We start from the raw sequence: 15,315 nt of genomic DNA, 5'->3' as shown, positions 1-15,315 counted from the left end.
GTTTAACGCATATTTGCTTGCGCTTCAGTGACATTTGTCACCGAGCCGCCATGCGTCTATGGTGTGGGGACCATGCGAATTCTCATCGACGGCGATGCCTGCCCGGTCAAGGACGAGGTGCTGCGGGTGGCCGATCGCCACCGGCTGCCGGTGTTGATCGTGTCCAACCGCTGGCACCGGATCGACCATTGGCTGGTCGAGCAGGTGGTGGTGCCCGAAGGGGCCGACGCCGCCGACGACGTCATCGCCGACCGGGCCGAACAGGGCGACGTGGTGGTGACCGCCGACATTCCGCTGGCGGCCCGCGCGCTGGCCAAGGCGGCCAAGGCCATCGATCCGCGCGGGCGGGTGTTCGACGACAATTCCATCGGCATGCAGGTGGCGATGCGGGACCTGATGAAGGATTTGCGTGAGACCGGCGCGGTGACCGGCGGCCCGGCTGGCTTCACCCGGCAGGATCGCTCGCGCTTTCTGGATGGAATCGAGCGGCTGATACAACAGATCAAGCGGGAGAGCCGGGAATGAAGCGCGGGCAGATCGATGCCGCCTGGCTGGGCAAGGCCGAGTGCAAGACCTGCGGCATTCGCGACCTGGTGCTGTTCGCCGACCTGCAAGAGGCCGATTTCCAACTGATCCACGTTCCCATCGAGGAGGTGCTGATCGAAGCCGGCGGCTTTCTGTATCAGGCCGGCGACGACGGCGTCGCCGCCTATACCATCCGCTCGGGGCTGATCAAGCTGATGCAATACATGCCGGACGGCGGCCAGCGCATCGTGCGCCTGCTGGGATCGGGGTCGGTGGCCGGGCTGGAGGTTCTGGCCGGCGGCGCCTATGAGCATTCGGCCCAGGTGCTGCAGCCGGCCCTGGTCTGCCGCCTGCCGCGCGAGGTGGTCGAGCGGCTGAACCGCGAGACGCCGCGCCTGCACCGTCAATTGATGGCCAAATGGTCGCAATCCTTGAAGCTGGCCGACGAATGGCTGACCGACCTGAACACCGGCACCGCCCGCCAGCGGCTGGCCCGTCTGTTCCTGCATCTGGCCAACCTGACCGGCGAAGAGCCGATCCGCCTGCTTGGGCGCGAGGATGTTGGCGCCATCTTGTCGCTGACCACCGAAACCGCCAGCCGGGCGGTGGCCGACTTCAAGCGCCAGGGTGTGGTGACGGAAGTGTCCACCAATTGCTTCCGGCTGGATCGCGACCGGCTGGACCGCCTGGCTGCCGGCGAATAGGGGAACTAAATCCGGCGATAGGCGGCCAAGGCCCGCTCGCGCGCGGCGGCCAGATCGACGATCGGGGCCGGGCGACCGGCCAGCCACGGCCGATGGATCAGCTTGGCCGGCAAATCGGCCAGCTCTGGCACCCAGTTCCGCACATAATCGCCGGCCGGGTCGAATTTCTCGCCCTGCAGGATCGGGTTGAAGATGCGGAAATAGGGGGCGGCATCGGCGCCGCTACCGGCCACCCACTGCCACGAGGCGGCGTTGTTGGCCAGGTCGGCATCGACCAGCGTGTCCCAGAACCAGGCCTGGCCCTGCTGCCACGGGATCATCAGGCTTTTGACCAGGACCGAGGCCACGATCATCCGGACCCGATTGTGCATCCAGCCGGTGGCCCACAATTGGCGCATGCCGGCATCGACGATGGGGATGAAGGTGCGGCCCATGCTCCAGGCGGCGAAATCGGAGGCCGATTCGCGCCACGGAAAGCGGGCGAAACGGAGGTCGAGCGGCCGGTCGGGCAGGTCGGGATGGCGGGCCAGCAGATGACGGCTGAACTCGCGCCACACCAGTTGTTTCAGCAAAGTCTCGGCCCCCGGGCTGGCGGCGCGGGCCTGGATGGCGTGCCATACCTGCCGGGGCGAGATCTCGCCGAAGGCCAGATGGGGCGACAGGCCCGAGGTCCCGTCGCGATCGGGCCGGTCGCGCAGGCTTGCATAGCCATCCAGCCGGTTCGACAGGAAATCATTCAGGCGGGCCTGGGCCTGGACTTCCCCCGGCAGCCAGGTGCGGGCCAGGCCGTCCCACCAGCGCGGACTGGGCAGCGGCGGCAAATCGTCGCCGGGCGGCAGGCTGGACGGATGACGCAAGGCGGGCGTCGGCCGCGGCGCCGGCGGCGCCGGCAATCGAAGGGCGGACCGCCAGAAGGCGGTGAAAACCTTCAGCGGCTGCCCCTGGGTGCCGGTGACCGCGCCCAGCGCAAACAGCATGTCGCCGGGGCAGGCGACCGGTTCGGTGCCGCTGCCGTCCAGGGCGGCGGCCAGGGCCGCCTCGGCCGCCTGTTCGTGCGGTTCCGGGTGGCGGGTCCAGCACACCGCCTTGGCCTGGCATTCGGCGGCCAGCCGGGCCAGTTGCAAGACGGTGTCGCCGCGGCGCACCACCAGGGCGCCGCCCAGGTTGCGGCGCAGTTCGTCCAAGGCGTGATGGCGCCACCATCGGCTGGCGCCCCCCGGCGCCCAGGGGGCGGACGGATCGTCGATGGCGACGGCGATGACCGGGCCTCGGGCGGCGGCGGCCTGGAAGGCGGGGTGATCGGCCAGGCGCAGATCGCGGCGCAGCCAGACCAGGACCGGACGTTCACTCATGGCTCGGAATCTCCGAACAGCGACAATCGCCTGCCGCCGCCGCCGCTCGTCGCCGGTTTGGCGCCGTCCAGGCGCGATCGCGGCCGGGTCAGGATTCGCCCGCCCGCCAGCATCAGCACCTGGAACGGGCGGCGGAACAACGACTGGATCGGCGGGCTCATCACGTCGCACCCGCCATCCGGGCGCGGGCCGAAGGCCGGCAGAATCAGGCGGCGGCCGTCCAGCACATAGCAAGAATATGTGGCGCCATCGCACGAGGCTTGCGGCGACAGGCCGGCATTGACCTCGCCGGGCAAGCGGCCGCTGGTCGGGCTGGCCAGGAACGTCAGTCCGCCCGCTTTCAGTTCCGCTCCGCACTGGCCGGGCAGGTCGGGCGGCACTGCCTGATCCGATATCCACCACCACTCGGTTCCGTCGATCAAACGGATCAGGTCGTCCTTGTGGGTGCCGGTGGCCTCGACCAGGGTCGGCAGGGCGTGGCCCATCCACACCACCCGGGCCGGGCGCCGCTGGCGCAGCAATGCCGCCACCCGCTTGATGGTGTCGCCGATCGTCTTGGCCTTGTCGCCGTCCCGGCACGGATCGGCGAACGCCACCAGCCGTTCCTTGGGGCAGATCAGGGCTCCGGACGGGTCGGGCAGCAGGTGGACAAGGTTGAGCAGCATGGGGCCATGATGACCGAGCCGGGGTGGGGGACGCAACCATCCGACATAGCCCCAATAAGGGCGTTTACCCGATTGCGCCCGAGCCCCCGGCTGGGCCTATAATCGAATAGTTGAGGGTGTGCCGGAGGTCGCCTTGCATCGCCTACCTTGGATGGACGGTCTGAATGTCGGGGTTGCCGCCCTTGATGAGGCACATCGCGACATGTTCTACCTGATGGGGGACCTGTCCGAAGCGGTGCATGCCAAGTCGGTGCGGGCCGCCCTGGCGATGGCGCGCGATTTCGTCGCCAAGGTCGAAGGCCATTTCGACGTCGAGGGTGAGATGATGACCCGGTTGGGCTTTCCCGGTGCGGCCGTCCACCAGGCCAAGCATGCCGCCACCCGTGACAAGGTCATCGACCTGGAACGGGCCTTGTCCGACGAAAATCTGGGATTGGCCAGCAGCATCCTGGGCGAGTTGGAAAGCGTCTATTTCCGCGAATTGCTGAACGAGGACATGATCCTGGCCAATTACAGTTCGGCGCAGGCGTCCTGACCCGCCTTCTCGGCGATGATGACCGAGGCCAGTTGCAAGGTCTCGTCGGTGCGGCCGAACAGGTCGGGGGCGACGCTGACCAGTTCCAGCCCGGCAGCGGCGCCTTCTTCACGCAAGGCCTCGAAGAAATCGGTGTTCATGCCTTGGGCTTCCATCTGCCCCCGTTGCTGGGCGGCGAACGGCGCGTGCGGGTTGACCTGGAACCCGAACGGTTCAATGAACACGCAGGTCACCGGACCGGGATGGGCGGCGATGGCCCGGAACAGGGAACGGTCCAGGGGCGCTGCATACATCGACGCCCACGACGAAAACAGCAGGACCCGCTGATCGGGGGCGACGGCCGGCAAGGTGGCGCTGCGGAAGTCGAACGGGTGGCATTCCAGCTTCAGGCGTGGTTCCAGGGCGGCCAGGCGCTGTGTCAGCCGCCGGCCGATGGCCGAGGGTTCAGCCGCCACGTACCGGGCCTGGGCATTGGCCCCGGCCAGCCACATGGCGAACACTTGGCGGCCATAGCCGCTGCCCAGCTCGATCACGCAATCGGCGGTCTGGGACAGGTCGGCCAGCAAGCGGTCGCGGCGGAACTCGAAATAGTCCGATGCCGCCAGCATCTGGCCGTGGAACGCCTGCGGCGTGGTGGGGTTCATCGCGCCGATCGGATCGGGGGCCTGTGGCTTGGCGAAATAGCGGACCTCGCCGTCCTTGGTCAGCAATCGATGGGCGCGCTCGAAATCGTCGAAGCGGGCCAGGACCCGGGCCAGGCTGTCTTCTTGTTCCAGCAAGGCGGCAAAGACCGCCTCGCGGGCAGCCCATGATTGGTCGTAGGTTTCGGCCCAGTCGGTCATCGGTTCCTCGGATTTGGCGTGCCGCCGGCAGCGATGCCCCGAGGGTGTTGCATGATCAATTAAGATTGCTCTAAAACTATCCTGGGTGTGCACAGGGTGGATTCTCGATGAGCTGGAAAGAAGCACTAAGCGTCGACGTGGTCTCGATCGACCGCCAGCATCATGCCCTGATCAACTCCGCCGAAGCCTTGTTCGCCGCCATCAATGCCGGCCTGACCAAGGATGCGCTGCTGGACGGGTTGGACCAGTTGATCGAGCAGGTTTCCGACCATTTCGCCCACGAAGAACGGGTGATGCGCAACATCCACATTCCGGCGGTGCATGTCCACGAGCGCCTGCATCAAAGTCTTTTGGACGAAGTGCGCGAGTTCCGCGAGGAACTGGCCCTGGGCCAGAACGAGCGCAGCCCGGTCGATATCGAGCGGTTCTTGAACGTCTGGCTTTATCGGCACATCGTCGAGGAAGACAAGAAGATCCTCGACCACCTGCATCGGGTCTAAGCGCTCTCGTCCATATCCAGCGAATAGCCGGCGGCGCGCACCGTGCGGATCAGATCGGGCTCGGCCCCGGTTTCGCCGTTCAGCGCCTTGCGCAGGCGGCGGATATGGACGTCCACCGTGCGCGGCTCGACATAGATGTCGGGGCCCCACACCGAGTTCAGCAATTCCTCGCGGCTGAACACCGTGCCGGGATGGCCCATGAAGAATTGCAGCAGGCGGAACTCGGTCGGGCCCAGATGGATGGCCCGGTCGCCCCGGGTGACGCGGTGGGCCGCCAAATCCATGCGGATGTCGGCGAAGGCCAGGCTGCCCTTTTCCGCCACCGGCTGGGCACGGCGCAACAGGGCGCGGACCCGGGCCATCAGTTCGGGGATCGAGAACGGCTTGGTCATGTAATCGTCGGCCCCGGTATTGAGACCGCGGATCTTGTCGCCTTCCTCGCCGCGCGCGGTCAGCATGATGATCGGCATGTCGCGCGTCGCCGCCTTGCGGCGGAACTGGCGGCACACCTCGATGCCCGACAGGCTGGGCAGCATCCAGTCCAGCAGTGCCAGGTCGGGTTTCCTTTCCGACGCCACCGCCAGCGCTTCCTCGCCGTCGCCGGCCTCGCAGACGCGATAGCCGTCCTTTTCCAGGTTGTAGCGCAGCATGGTGGCCAGGGCGGCCTCGTCCTCGACGATCAGAATCAGCGGCTTGGTCATCATTGGGCCTCGACGGACGGACCTTTGGGGCGGGCACCCTTCAGCGGCGTGCCGACCACCAGGAAATGCAGGGTTTCGGCGATGTTGGTGGCGTGATCGCCGATGCGCTCGATATTCTTGGCCATGAACATCAGGTGGGTGCAAGCGGTGATGGTGCGCGGGTCTTCCATCATGTAGGTGATCAGCTCGCGGAACAGGCCGGTATAGAGGTCATCGACCTCCTCGTCGCGGTTCCACACCCCGATCGCCTTGGCCACGTCCTGCTCGACATAGGCGTCCATGATGTCCTTCAAGATGGTCTGAACCAGCCGGCCCAGATTGATCACCGCGCCGACCGGCTTGACCGCCGGCTGCTGGTTCAAGACCAGCGAGCGCTTGGCCACGTTGGCGGCATAGTCGGCGATGCGTTCCAACTCGGACGCGATCTTCAAGGCGGCGACGATGTGGCGCAAATCGGCCGCCACCGGCTGGCGCAGGGCCAGCAGGCGGACGGTGAAATGCTGGACGTCTTGTTCCAGCACATCGACCTGGGCGTCCGAGGCGGCGATGCGCACCGCCAGGTCGCTGTCGCGGTTGGCCAGTGCCTGCAGGGCGCCGGCCAGTTGCGCTTCCGCCAGCCCGCCCATGCGCGAGATGGTGTTGGAAAGGTGGGTCAACTCGTCGTCGAAGGATTTGACGGTATGTTCGGTCATGATGCGCGTGTCCTTACCCGAAGCGGCCGGTGATGTAGCCCTGGGTCAGCGGATGCTGGGGATTGGTGAAAATCTGCTCGGTGTCGGCCACCTCGACCAGTTCGCCCAGATGGAAGAAGGCGGTGCGCTGCGACACGCGGGCGGCCTGCTGCATCGAGTGGGTGACGATGACGATGGTGTAATTCTCACGCAATTCGTCGATCAGTTCCTCGACCTTGGCGGTGGCGATCGGGTCCAGGGCCGAGCAGGGCTCGTCCATCAAGATCAGTTCCGGGCTGACGGCGATGGCGCGCGCGATGCACAGACGCTGCTGCTGGCCGCCCGACAGGCCGGTGCCGGGCTCGTCCAGGCGGTCGCGGACCTCGGTCAGCAGGCCGGCCTTTTCCAGGCTGGTCATGACGATCTCGTCCAACTCGGCCTGATCGCGGGCCAGGCCGTGGATGCGCGGGCCATAGGCGACGTTGTCGAAGATCGATTTGGGGAAGGGGTTGGGCTTTTGGAACACCATGCCGACGCGGGCGCGCAACTGCACCACGTCGATGCCCTTGTCGTAGATGTCCTGGCCGTCCAGGGTCAGCGCGCCCGAGACGTGGGCGTTCTCGATCTGGTCGTTCATGCGGTTGATGCAGCGCAGGAAGGTCGACTTGCCGCAGCCCGAAGGCCCGATCAAGGCGGTGACCTCGTTGGCGCGGATGTCGAGATCGACATGCTTCAATGCGTGTTTCTCGCCGTAATGGACATTGACGTCACGGGCGGAAACCTTGGCAAGGCGGGACGGGAGATGGGTCATCGTTTGGGTCCTACCAGCGGCGTTCGAATTTCTTGCGGAGCATGATGGCCGCCAGGTTCATGGCGCCCAGGAACACCAAGAGCACCAGGATCGCCGCCGAGGTTCGCTCGACGAAGGCGCGTTCCGGGCTGTCGGCCCACAGATAGACCTGGACCGGCAGCACCGCCGACGGGTCCAGCGGCGTGGCCGGGATATCGACGATGAAGGCGACCATGCCGATCATCAGAAGCGGTGCGGTCTCGCCCAGGGCATGGGCCATGCCCAGGATGGTGCCGGTCATGATGCCGGGCATGGCCAGCGGCAGCACATGGTCGGTCACCACCTGCTGCTTCGACGCGCCCAGGCCCAAGGCGGCCTCGCGGATCGAGGGCGGCACCGCCTTCAGGGCGGCGCGGCCGGCGATGATGATGGTGGGCAGGCAGATCAGTGCCAGCACCAGGCCGCCGACCAGCGGCGCCGAGCGCGGCATGCCCAGGAAATTCAGGAAGATCGCCAGGCCCAGCAGGCCGAACACCACGCTGGGCACGGCGGCCAGATTGTTGATGTTGACCTCGATCAGCGCCGTCCAGCGGTTCTTAGGGGCGAATTCTTCCAGATAAACCGCGGTGGCGACGCCCAGCGGGAACGACACCAGAAGCGTGATGGCCAGCGAGAACACCGAGCCGACTACCGCGCCCCAGAGGCCGGCCAGTTCCGGCTCGCGCGAGTCGCCCGACGAGAGCAAGATGGTGTTGAAGCGTTTCTTGACCGCGCCTGCGGCCTCGAGTTCGGCCAGCCAGGCGATCTGGCGGTCGGTCAGGCGGTTGCCGGCCAGGCCGGGCTGGCGCGAGACATAGCCCTTCATCGCCATGTCGACATCGTCGGACGCCACCATCCACAAGGGCTGGGTGGTGCCCTTGACCGACGGGTCGGCGGCCAGGGCGCGGCGGATATCCAGGTCGGCACCGCTGGACAGCAGGCCGGCCAGCTCGCGCTTTTCCGAGCGGCTTTCCACCGCCGGGAAGCGCTGCTGGATCGAGCTCTTGACCAGACCGGGTAGGTCGTCGCCGTCGATCGCGGCGGCGTCGAAAGTCACGTCGACCCGGATATAGGTCTGCATGAAGGCCGAGGCGCCATTCGAGATGATGGTCCACAGCAGCAGGACCAGGAAGCCCATCGCCAGCAAGATGGCGCCCAAGCCCACCGCCTTGAAGCGGCGTTCGGCGCGATAGCGGCGCTTGAGATGGGCGGCGGCGGTGTCGATCGACTGGCGCGTCGCGGCCGGAACGGCGGTGCTGGTGTCAGTCATACTTTTCCCGATACCGGTTGACGATGGAAAGGGCGACCACGTTCAGGGCCAGGGTGACGGTGAACAGCACCAGGCCCAGGGCGAAGGCGGCCAGGGTCTTGGGGCTGTCGAATTCCTGGTCGCCCACCAGAAGCGTGACGATCTGGGTGGTGACGGTGGTGACCGCTTCCAGGGGGTTGGCGGTCAGGTTGGCGGCCAGACCGGCGGCCATCACCACGATCATGGTCTCGCCGATGGCGCGGCTGGCGGCCAGCAAGACGCCCCCGACGATGCCGGGCAGTGCCGCCGGCAGGACCACCTGGGTAATGGTTTCCGACTTGGTGGCGCCCAGGCCATACGATCCTTCGCGCAAGCTTTGCGGCACGGCGGTGATGACGTCGTCAGCCAGGGACGACACGAACGGGATGATCATGATGCCCATCACCAGGCCGGCGGCCAGCGCGCTTTCCGAGGCGACCGACAGGCCTATCGCGCTGCCGGCGTCGCGCAGGAAGGGGGCGACGGTCAGGGCGGCGAAGAAGCCGTAGACCACGGTGGGGATGCCGGCCAGGACTTCCAGCAGCGGCTTGGCGATGGCGCGGAACTTCGGAGCGGCATATTCCGACATATAGACCGCCGACAGCAGGCCCAGCGGCACTGCGACGATCATGGCGATGCCGGCGATCAGCAGCGTGCCGGCGAACAGGGGCACGGCGCCAAAGGCGCCCGAACTGCCGACCTGATCCGAGCGGATCGCCATCTGCGGGCTCCACGAGGTGCCGAACAGGAATTCCCAGATCGACACCGCCTGGAAGAAGCGGATCGATTCGAACAACAACGACAGTACGATGCCGACGGTGGTCAGGATCGCCACCAGCGAGGCGGCGATCAGGAACACCCGGATGATCGTTTCGACCCGGTTGCGGGTGCGCAACGACACGGTGATGCGGGCCCGCGCATGGGCCAGGCCGGCCACCGCCAAGGCCAACGCACCGGTGGCGACCGAGATGAACAGGATCTGGCGCAGGCTGGCATAGTGGCGGGCGGCCTCGGCGACGGCGGCCGAGCTTGCCGGGTGGCCGTGGCGGGCGACGTTGCGCACCTCGTTATAGACCAGGGCCAGGCGCTCGTCCGACAAGGCCTGCAACTCGGCGGGCAGGGCCGCCAGGACCAGGGCGTGCAGCAGGGCCGGCTCGAAGGCCAGCCAGGCCGAGATCACCGCCAAGGCCGGCAGGCCGCACCACAGGGCGACCCAATAACCGTGATAGCTTGGTAATGAGTGCAATTGGCGGGGATGACCCTCGACCACCGCCAGGGCGCGGCCGCGCCCCAGGCGATAGCCCAGCACGGTCAGGGCCAGAAGAACCACGGTCAGGATGAACAGCGTCATGACGGCTTTCCACGCGGAAAGAAAAAGGGGCGGCCGCCCATCGGGGAAAGGGCGGCCGCCTGGGTACTCTTACATCTTCAGGGCTTCAAGACCATTGATCTTGGCGGCCCATTCCTTGCGCTCGGCATCGGGCATCGGGATCAGGCCCTTGTCGGCCAGATAGCCGGTCTTGCCCCAGGCCTTTTCCGCAGTGTACTCGGCCAGGTATTCCTTGATGCCGGGGATCTGGCCGACATGGGCCTTCTTGGCATAGACGAACAGCGGGCGCGACACCGGGTACTTGCCGGCGGCGATGGCCTCGAAGGCCGGCGCGACGCCGTCGACCATCGAACCCTGCAGCTTGTCGCCGTTCTGGTCCAGGAACGAATAGCCGAAGATGCCGAAGGCGTTCGGGTTGGCGTCCAGCTTCTGAACGATCAGGTTGTCGTTCTCGCCGGCTTCGACATAGCCGCCGTCCTCACGGATCGAGGCATAGGCCTTCTTGAAGGCCTTCTCGTCGGTCTTCTTCAGGTCCTTCAGCTCGGGGAAGGTCTCGGCGGCGACTTCCATCACCAGCTCGATGAAGGCGTCGCGGGTGCCCGAGGTCGGCGGCGGACCCAGCACTTCGATCTTCTGGGCCGGCAGCTTGGGGTCGATCTGGTTCCACATGGTATAGGGGTTCGGCACCAGCTTGCCGCCCTGCGGGATGTCCTTGGCCAGGGCCAGGAAGATCTGGGCGCGGGTGACGTCCATGTGCTTGGCCTTCTTCGAGGCGGCCAGCACGATGCCGTCATAACCCACCTTCATCTCGACGATGTCGGCGACGCCGTTCTTGGCGCAGGTCTCGACTTCGCTCTTCTTGATGGCGCGGGACGCGTTGGTCAGGTCCGGGTGATCCGGGCCGATACCGGCGCAGAACAGCTTGAAGCCGCCGCCGGTGCCGGTGCTTTCCACCACCGGGGTCTTGAACTTGCCGGCCTTGCCGAACTGCTCGGCCACCGCGGTGGTGAACGGATAGACCGTCGACGAGCCGACGATGCGAATCTGGTCGCGGGCCTGGGCGGCGCCGGCGAAGGCGACAGTGGCGAGCGCGATGGCCGCGACGGCCAGTTTCTTGCTCATTGAATTTCCTCCGTTCGAGCGAATGAATCGTTGCCACAAGCCGGGCAGGCTTTGGCGACGTCACTCTAGTCACCCTGTGTTACAGAACGGCGATGGAATGATGAAGGTTTTGTGACACTCGTCATCGTCATAAGGAATCCGTATAGCCGGCGCGGCTTTCAGCGTCGAGCCTTGATGGCGTAAAGCGGGCTGGTGCCGATATCGCCATAGACGATGCCGGTGGCGCCCAGGCACAAAGCGGCCAGGCGCTTGGTGTCGAAGGACGAGGATGCGACAGACATGGAGAGCCTTGAAACGAAAGAACCGGCGGCCAGATTGGCGCCGGTTCCCGTAAAGGCTCCATATGGATTTGGCGGGGGCGGGAACCTACCCCTTGGAATTCCGGATGGCGGCGATGTTGGCCGCGTAATCCTTGGTCTTGAACACCGCCGAGCCGGCCACCAGGCAGGTGGCCCCGGCCGCCATCACCTTCCAGGCATTGTCGGCGGTCACACCGCCGTCAACCTGGATGTCGATGGGCCGCGAGCCGATCATCCGCTTGATGCGGGCGATCTTCTCCAACTGGCTCTCGATGAAGCTTTGGCCGCCGAAACCGGGGTTGACGCTCATCACCAGCACCATGTCCAGGCGGTCCAGGACATATTCGATGATCCCTTCCGGCGTGTGCGGGTTCAAGGACACGCCGGCCTTCTTGCCCAGGGACTTGATGAATTGCAGCGAGCGGTCGAGATGCTTGTCGGCCTCGGCATGGACGGTGATCAGGTCGGCGCCGGCCTTGGCGTAATCTTCCAGATAGGGCTGGGCCGGGTCGATCATCAGATGGACGTCGAACGTCTTCTTTGTCCACGGCCGGATCGCCTTGATCACCGGCGGGCCGAAGGTCAGGTTGGGGACGAAATGGCCGTCCATCACGTCGATATGAATCCAGTCGCAGCCGGCCTCGTCGATGGCCTTCACTTCGGCTCCCAATTGGGCGAAGTCGGCGGACAGGATGGATGGGGCGATCAGAACGGACATGGGTGTCTCCAGCGTTTGGCAACAACCACCCGTCATGCCCGCCAAGGCGGGCATCCAGGAGCGACCGGCAACCGCCGGATGGCCCCCCTGGACCCCCGCTTGCGCGGGGGTGACGGGATGGGGAGCGGGTGGCTTTAGTTGATCTTCTGCTCGAGCGCGCCCTTGCCATAGGCGTTGCTCATCTCTTCCAGGCTCTTGACCTTGATCTTCGCAGCCTGGCCGGCGGCGCCGAACGCCTCGTAACGGGCCTTGCAGATGCCGACCATGGCATCCTGGGCGACCTTGTAATACTTGCGCGGGTCGAATTCCTTGCGGTGTTCGGCCAGGAACTTGCGGATCGAGCCGGTCGAGGCCATGCGCAGGTCGGTGTCGATATTGACCTTGCGGACACCGTGCTTGATGCCCTCGACGATCTCTTCCACCGGCACGCCATAGGTCGAGCCCATGTCGCCGCCGTAATTGTTGATGATCTCCAGCCAATCCTGCGGCACCGAGGAAGAACCGTGCATCACCAGATGGGTGGTGGGGATGCGGGCGTGGATTTCCTTGATGCGGTCGATGCGCAGCACCGCGCCGGTCGGCTTCTTGGTGAACTTGTAGGCGCCGTGGCTGGTGCCGATGGCGATGGCCAGCGCGTCCACCTGGGTCTGCTTGACGAAGGCGGCGGCTTCGTCGGGGTCGGTCAGCAGCTGGGAATGATCCAGGGTGCCTTCGGCGCCGACGCCGTCTTCCTCGCCGGCCTGGCCGGTTTCCAGCGATCCCAGGCAGCCCAGCTCGCCTTCCACCGAAACGCCGCAGGAATGGGCGATCTTGACCACCGCCAGGGTGGTGTTGACGTTGTAATCCCAATCCGACGGGGTCTTGCCGTCATCCTTCAAGCTGCCGTCCATCATCACCGACGAGAAGCCGGACTGGATGGCGCGCGCGCACACCGCCGGGCTGGTGCCGTGATCCTGGTGCATGCACACCGGGATGTCGGGATAGGCTTCCAGGGCGGCCAGGATCAGGTGGCGCAGGAAGGCCTCGCCGGCATACTTACGCGCGCCGGCCGAGCCTTGCAGGATGACCGGGCTGTTGGTCGCCTGGGCGGCCTCCATGATCGCCTTGACCTGCTCCATGTTGTTGACGTTGAACGCCGGCAGGCCATAGCCGTTCTCGGCCGCGTGGTCGAGCAGCTGGCGCAAGGAAACGAGAGCCATAATTTCTTCTCCCTAATCGAAACTCTTAAAGACGGGCCAGGGCCGCATCGGCGACCGCTTGGGCGGTGATGCCGAAGTGCTGGTACAGCTTGTCGGCCGGGGCAGACGCGCCGAAACCGGTCATGCCGATCACCGCGCCGTCGAGACCGACATAGCGTTCCCAGCCGAAGGTGGTGAGCGCCTCGACGGCCACCCGGACCGTGCCTTCACCCAGGACCTTGGAACGATACTCCTTCGATTGGCGATCGAACAGCTCCCAACACGGCATCGACACCACGGCCGCCGCCACACCCTTTTCGGCCAGCAGCGCGCGGGCCTCCAGCGCCATCGACACTTCCGAGCCGGTGGCCAGCAGCGTCACCTGCCGCTTGCCTTCAGCCTCGGCCAGCACATAGGCGCCCTTGGCGGTCAGGTTCTCGTCGGTGTGGGTGGTGCGCACCGTCGGCAGGTTCTGGCGCGACAGGGCGAAACAGCTGGGGCCGGTCTCGTTCAGCAGCGCAACTTCATAGGCTTCCGCCGTCTCGACGGCGTCGGCCGGGCGGAAGACCAGGGTGTTGGGGGTGGCGCGCAGCGCCGCCACCGTCTCGATCGGCTGGTGGGTCGGGCCGTCCTCGCCCAGACCGATGGAATCGTGGGTCAGCACGAACAGCACCCGCTGCTCCATCAGGGCGGTCATGCGCAGCGCCGGCCACAGATAGTTGGCGAAGATCAGGAAGGTGCCGCCATAGGGCACGAAGCCGCCATGCAGGGCGATGCCGTTCATCACGGCGGCCATGCCGAACTCGCGGATGCCGTAATGGATGTAGCGGCCGGCGAACTCGCCGGATTTGATCGACGGCTTGCAGGCCTTGGTGTCGGTCAGGTTGGAATGGGTCAGGTCGGCCGAACCGCCGATCATTTCCGGAATGGCGGCGGTGACCACTTCCAGCACGTCCTGGCTGGCCTTGCGGGTGGCGACCTTCGGGGTCTCGGCGGAAATCTTCTTCTTGAAGTCGGAAATCACGCTTTGCCAGCCTTCGGGCAGGCGGCCTTCGTTGGTGCGGGTGAACAGATCCCTGGCCGCCGCATCCATCTTGGCGACCCGGCCGTCCCAATCGGCCCGGGCAGAGGCACCGCGCGCGCCCGCGGCCCGCCAGGCGGCCAGCACATGCTCGGGGATCACGAAGGGCTCATAGGGCCAGTTGGCGGCGTCGCGGGCGGCCTTGATCTCGTCGGCACCCAGGGGGGCACCGTGGACCTTTTCGGTGCCGCACTTGTTGGGGGCGCCCTTGCCGATGGTGGTGCGGCAGGCGATCAGGGTCGGCTTGTCGGACTTGCGGGCGGCCTCGATGGCCTTTTCAATGGCGGCGAAATCGTGGCCGTCGCAGGCCAGCGTGTTCCAGCCGGCGGCGGCGAAGCGCTTGGCCTGGTCGTCCGAGGTCGATAGCGAGGTGTCGCCGTCGATGCAGATGTGGTTGTCGTCCCACAGCACGATCAGCTTGGAAAGCTTCCAGTGGCCGGCCATGGTGATGGCTTCCTGGCTGATGCCTTCCATCAGGCAGCCGTCACCGGCGATGGCATAGGTGTAGTGATCGACGATGCCGCTGCCGAAGCGGGCCGCCTGCATCGCCTCGGCCAGCGCCATGCCGACCGCGTTGGTGATGCCCTGGCCCAACGGGCCGGTGGTGGTGTCGGCGATGGCGACATGGCCGAATTCCGGGTGGCCGGCGGTGCGATAGCCCAACTGGCGGAAATTCTTCAGCTGGTCGATGTCCAGGTCTTCATAGCCGGTCAGGTAGCCCAGGGCGTAAAGCAGCATCGAGCCGTGGCCGGCCGACAGCACGAAGCGGTCGCGGTCGGCCCAGCGCGGGGTCTTGGCGTCGAACTTCATGAACTTGGTGTAAAGGACGGTGGCGACGTCGGCCATGCCCATCGGCATGCCGGGATGGCCCGACTTCGCCTTTTCGACGGCGTCCATGGACAGGAAGCGGATGGCGTTGGCCATTTCGGCGAGAGTGGCGGTGGAAGGCGCGGAAGCGTTCATCGTCGGGGGGTC

The 15,315-nt window shown here is 66.0% G+C and carries 17 protein-coding genes; 4 read left to right on the top strand and 13 right to left on the bottom strand.

Annotated elements, in window-relative coordinates; all coding sequences use genetic code 11:
- Positions 1-72: 72 nt before the first annotated feature.
- Positions 73-525 (top strand): YaiI/YqxD family protein, encoded by a 453-nt coding sequence (locus A6A05_RS00690; RefSeq protein WP_068496470.1) that lies wholly within the window; start codon positions 73-75, stop codon positions 523-525.
- A complete protein-coding gene (locus A6A05_RS00685) occupies positions 522-1,229 on the top strand; it encodes a Crp/Fnr family transcriptional regulator (protein ID WP_068496468.1) in 708 nt (235 codons plus the stop codon). Before A6A05_RS00690 ends, A6A05_RS00685 begins: the two co-directional genes overlap by 4 nt.
- Positions 1,230-1,234: 5 nt before the next feature.
- Here A6A05_RS00685 and A6A05_RS00680 read toward each other — a convergent pair whose 3' ends face one another.
- Positions 1,235-2,581 carry a cryptochrome/photolyase family protein gene (locus A6A05_RS00680; protein WP_068496467.1) on the bottom strand — a complete coding sequence of 449 codons (1,347 nt, stop codon included), beginning with the start codon at positions 2,579-2,581 and terminating at the stop codon, positions 1,235-1,237.
- Positions 2,578-3,246: a hypothetical protein gene (locus A6A05_RS00675; RefSeq protein ID WP_068496465.1), complete on the bottom strand. Its 669-nt coding sequence runs from the start codon at positions 3,244-3,246 to the stop codon at positions 2,578-2,580. Before A6A05_RS00675 ends, A6A05_RS00680 begins: the two co-directional genes overlap by 4 nt.
- Positions 3,247-3,379: 133 nt before the next feature.
- On the opposite strand from A6A05_RS00675, the gene A6A05_RS00670 reads away from it, so the two are divergent.
- Positions 3,380-3,781 carry a bacteriohemerythrin gene (locus A6A05_RS00670; RefSeq protein ID WP_156520830.1) on the top strand — a complete coding sequence of 134 codons (402 nt, stop codon included), beginning with the start codon at positions 3,380-3,382 and terminating at the stop codon, positions 3,779-3,781.
- Here A6A05_RS00670 and A6A05_RS00665 read toward each other — a convergent pair.
- A complete protein-coding gene (locus A6A05_RS00665) occupies positions 3,757-4,623 on the bottom strand; it encodes a class I SAM-dependent methyltransferase (protein ID WP_068496460.1) in 867 nt (288 codons plus the stop codon). The genes A6A05_RS00670 and A6A05_RS00665 overlap by 25 nt on opposite strands.
- Positions 4,624-4,730: 107 nt before the next feature.
- Between A6A05_RS00665 and A6A05_RS00660 the strand changes: the two genes are divergently transcribed.
- On the top strand, positions 4,731-5,123 hold the full coding sequence (locus A6A05_RS00660) for a bacteriohemerythrin (protein ID WP_082910587.1): 393 nt from the start codon (positions 4,731-4,733) through the stop codon (positions 5,121-5,123).
- Here A6A05_RS00660 and phoB read toward each other — a convergent pair.
- The 10 genes from phoB to tkt all read right to left on the bottom strand — a co-directional run bounded on the left by phoB (position 5,120) and on the right by tkt (position 15,303).
- Positions 5,120-5,827, bottom strand: a complete 708-nt coding sequence (phoB, locus tag A6A05_RS00655; RefSeq protein WP_082910586.1) for a phosphate regulon transcriptional regulator PhoB — start codon at positions 5,825-5,827, stop codon at positions 5,120-5,122. The two genes, A6A05_RS00660 and phoB, sit on opposite strands and share 4 nt — an antisense overlap.
- Positions 5,824-6,516 (bottom strand): phosphate signaling complex protein PhoU, encoded by a 693-nt coding sequence (gene phoU, locus A6A05_RS00650; protein WP_068496457.1) that lies wholly within the window; start codon positions 6,514-6,516, stop codon positions 5,824-5,826. The genes phoB and phoU overlap by 4 nt, the downstream gene beginning before the upstream one ends.
- A gap of 13 nt (positions 6,517-6,529) precedes the next feature.
- On the bottom strand, positions 6,530-7,306 hold the full coding sequence (pstB, locus tag A6A05_RS00645; RefSeq protein WP_068496455.1) for a phosphate ABC transporter ATP-binding protein PstB: 777 nt from the start codon (positions 7,304-7,306) through the stop codon (positions 6,530-6,532).
- Positions 7,307-7,316: 10 nt separating this feature from the next.
- Positions 7,317-8,594, bottom strand: coding sequence for a phosphate ABC transporter permease PstA (pstA, locus tag A6A05_RS00640; protein WP_068496453.1), 1,278 nt, complete (start codon positions 8,592-8,594; stop codon positions 7,317-7,319).
- A complete protein-coding gene (pstC, locus tag A6A05_RS00635; protein WP_068496451.1) occupies positions 8,587-9,963 on the bottom strand; it encodes a phosphate ABC transporter permease subunit PstC in 1,377 nt (458 codons plus the stop codon). The genes pstA and pstC overlap by 8 nt, the downstream gene beginning before the upstream one ends.
- A gap of 69 nt (positions 9,964-10,032) precedes the next feature.
- Positions 10,033-11,064, bottom strand: coding sequence for a PstS family phosphate ABC transporter substrate-binding protein (locus tag A6A05_RS00630; protein ID WP_068496449.1), 1,032 nt, complete (start codon positions 11,062-11,064; stop codon positions 10,033-10,035).
- 158 nt (positions 11,065-11,222) lie between these two features.
- Positions 11,223-11,345 (bottom strand): KUP/HAK/KT family potassium transporter, encoded by a 123-nt coding sequence (locus tag A6A05_RS21150; protein ID WP_216635728.1) that lies wholly within the window; start codon positions 11,343-11,345, stop codon positions 11,223-11,225.
- A gap of 85 nt (positions 11,346-11,430) precedes the next feature.
- Positions 11,431-12,081 (bottom strand): ribulose-phosphate 3-epimerase, encoded by a 651-nt coding sequence (rpe, locus tag A6A05_RS00625; protein WP_068496446.1) that lies wholly within the window; start codon positions 12,079-12,081, stop codon positions 11,431-11,433.
- A gap of 134 nt (positions 12,082-12,215) precedes the next feature.
- Positions 12,216-13,280 carry a class II fructose-bisphosphate aldolase gene (gene fba, locus A6A05_RS00620; protein ID WP_068496444.1) on the bottom strand — a complete coding sequence of 355 codons (1,065 nt, stop codon included), beginning with the start codon at positions 13,278-13,280 and terminating at the stop codon, positions 12,216-12,218.
- Positions 13,281-13,305: 25 nt separating this feature from the next.
- Complete coding sequence (gene tkt, locus A6A05_RS00615; protein WP_068496443.1) at positions 13,306-15,303, bottom strand: transketolase; 1,998 nt, start codon at positions 15,301-15,303, stop codon at positions 13,306-13,308.
- Between the last annotated feature and the right edge of the window lie 12 nt (positions 15,304-15,315).

The sequence above is a fragment of the Magnetospirillum moscoviense genome (assembly GCF_001650635.1).
Taxonomy (GTDB): domain Bacteria; phylum Pseudomonadota; class Alphaproteobacteria; order Rhodospirillales; family Magnetospirillaceae; genus Magnetospirillum; species Magnetospirillum moscoviense.
Note: the sequence above shows the minus strand (reverse complement) of the source record. Positions and strands in the feature narration are given on the sequence as shown.

What these genes read in the sequence shown, in the direction of transcription:
- fba (WP_068496444.1), bottom strand. Translation starts at nt 13,280, where the DNA reads ATGGCTCTCGTTTCCTTGCGCCAGCTGCTCGACCACGCGGCCGAGAAC.
- pstC (WP_068496451.1), bottom strand. Translation starts at nt 9,963, where the DNA reads ATGACGCTGTTCATCCTGACCGTGGTTCTTCTGGCCCTGACCGTGCTG.
- phoU (WP_068496457.1), bottom strand. Translation starts at nt 6,516, where the DNA reads ATGACCGAACATACCGTCAAATCCTTCGACGACGAGTTGACCCACCTT.
- pstB (WP_068496455.1), bottom strand. Translation starts at nt 7,306, where the DNA reads ATGACCCATCTCCCGTCCCGCCTTGCCAAGGTTTCCGCCCGTGACGTC.
- A6A05_RS00630 (WP_068496449.1), bottom strand. Translation starts at nt 11,064, where the DNA reads ATGAGCAAGAAACTGGCCGTCGCGGCCATCGCGCTCGCCACTGTCGCC.
- A6A05_RS00665 (WP_068496460.1), bottom strand. Translation starts at nt 4,623, where the DNA reads ATGACCGACTGGGCCGAAACCTACGACCAATCATGGGCTGCCCGCGAG.
- A6A05_RS00680 (WP_068496467.1), bottom strand. Translation starts at nt 2,581, where the DNA reads ATGAGTGAACGTCCGGTCCTGGTCTGGCTGCGCCGCGATCTGCGCCTG.
- A6A05_RS00660 (WP_082910587.1), top strand. Translation starts at nt 4,731, where the DNA reads ATGAGCTGGAAAGAAGCACTAAGCGTCGACGTGGTCTCGATCGACCGC.
- pstA (WP_068496453.1), bottom strand. Translation starts at nt 8,594, where the DNA reads ATGACTGACACCAGCACCGCCGTTCCGGCCGCGACGCGCCAGTCGATC.
- tkt (WP_068496443.1), bottom strand. Translation starts at nt 15,303, where the DNA reads ATGAACGCTTCCGCGCCTTCCACCGCCACTCTCGCCGAAATGGCCAAC.
- A6A05_RS00675 (WP_068496465.1), bottom strand. Translation starts at nt 3,246, where the DNA reads ATGCTGCTCAACCTTGTCCACCTGCTGCCCGACCCGTCCGGAGCCCTG.
- rpe (WP_068496446.1), bottom strand. Translation starts at nt 12,081, where the DNA reads ATGTCCGTTCTGATCGCCCCATCCATCCTGTCCGCCGACTTCGCCCAA.
- A6A05_RS00685 (WP_068496468.1), top strand. Translation starts at nt 522, where the DNA reads ATGAAGCGCGGGCAGATCGATGCCGCCTGGCTGGGCAAGGCCGAGTGC.
- A6A05_RS21150 (WP_216635728.1), bottom strand. Translation starts at nt 11,345, where the DNA reads ATGTCTGTCGCATCCTCGTCCTTCGACACCAAGCGCCTGGCCGCTTTG.
- A6A05_RS00690 (WP_068496470.1), top strand. Translation starts at nt 73, where the DNA reads ATGCGAATTCTCATCGACGGCGATGCCTGCCCGGTCAAGGACGAGGTG.
- phoB (WP_082910586.1), bottom strand. Translation starts at nt 5,827, where the DNA reads ATGATGACCAAGCCGCTGATTCTGATCGTCGAGGACGAGGCCGCCCTG.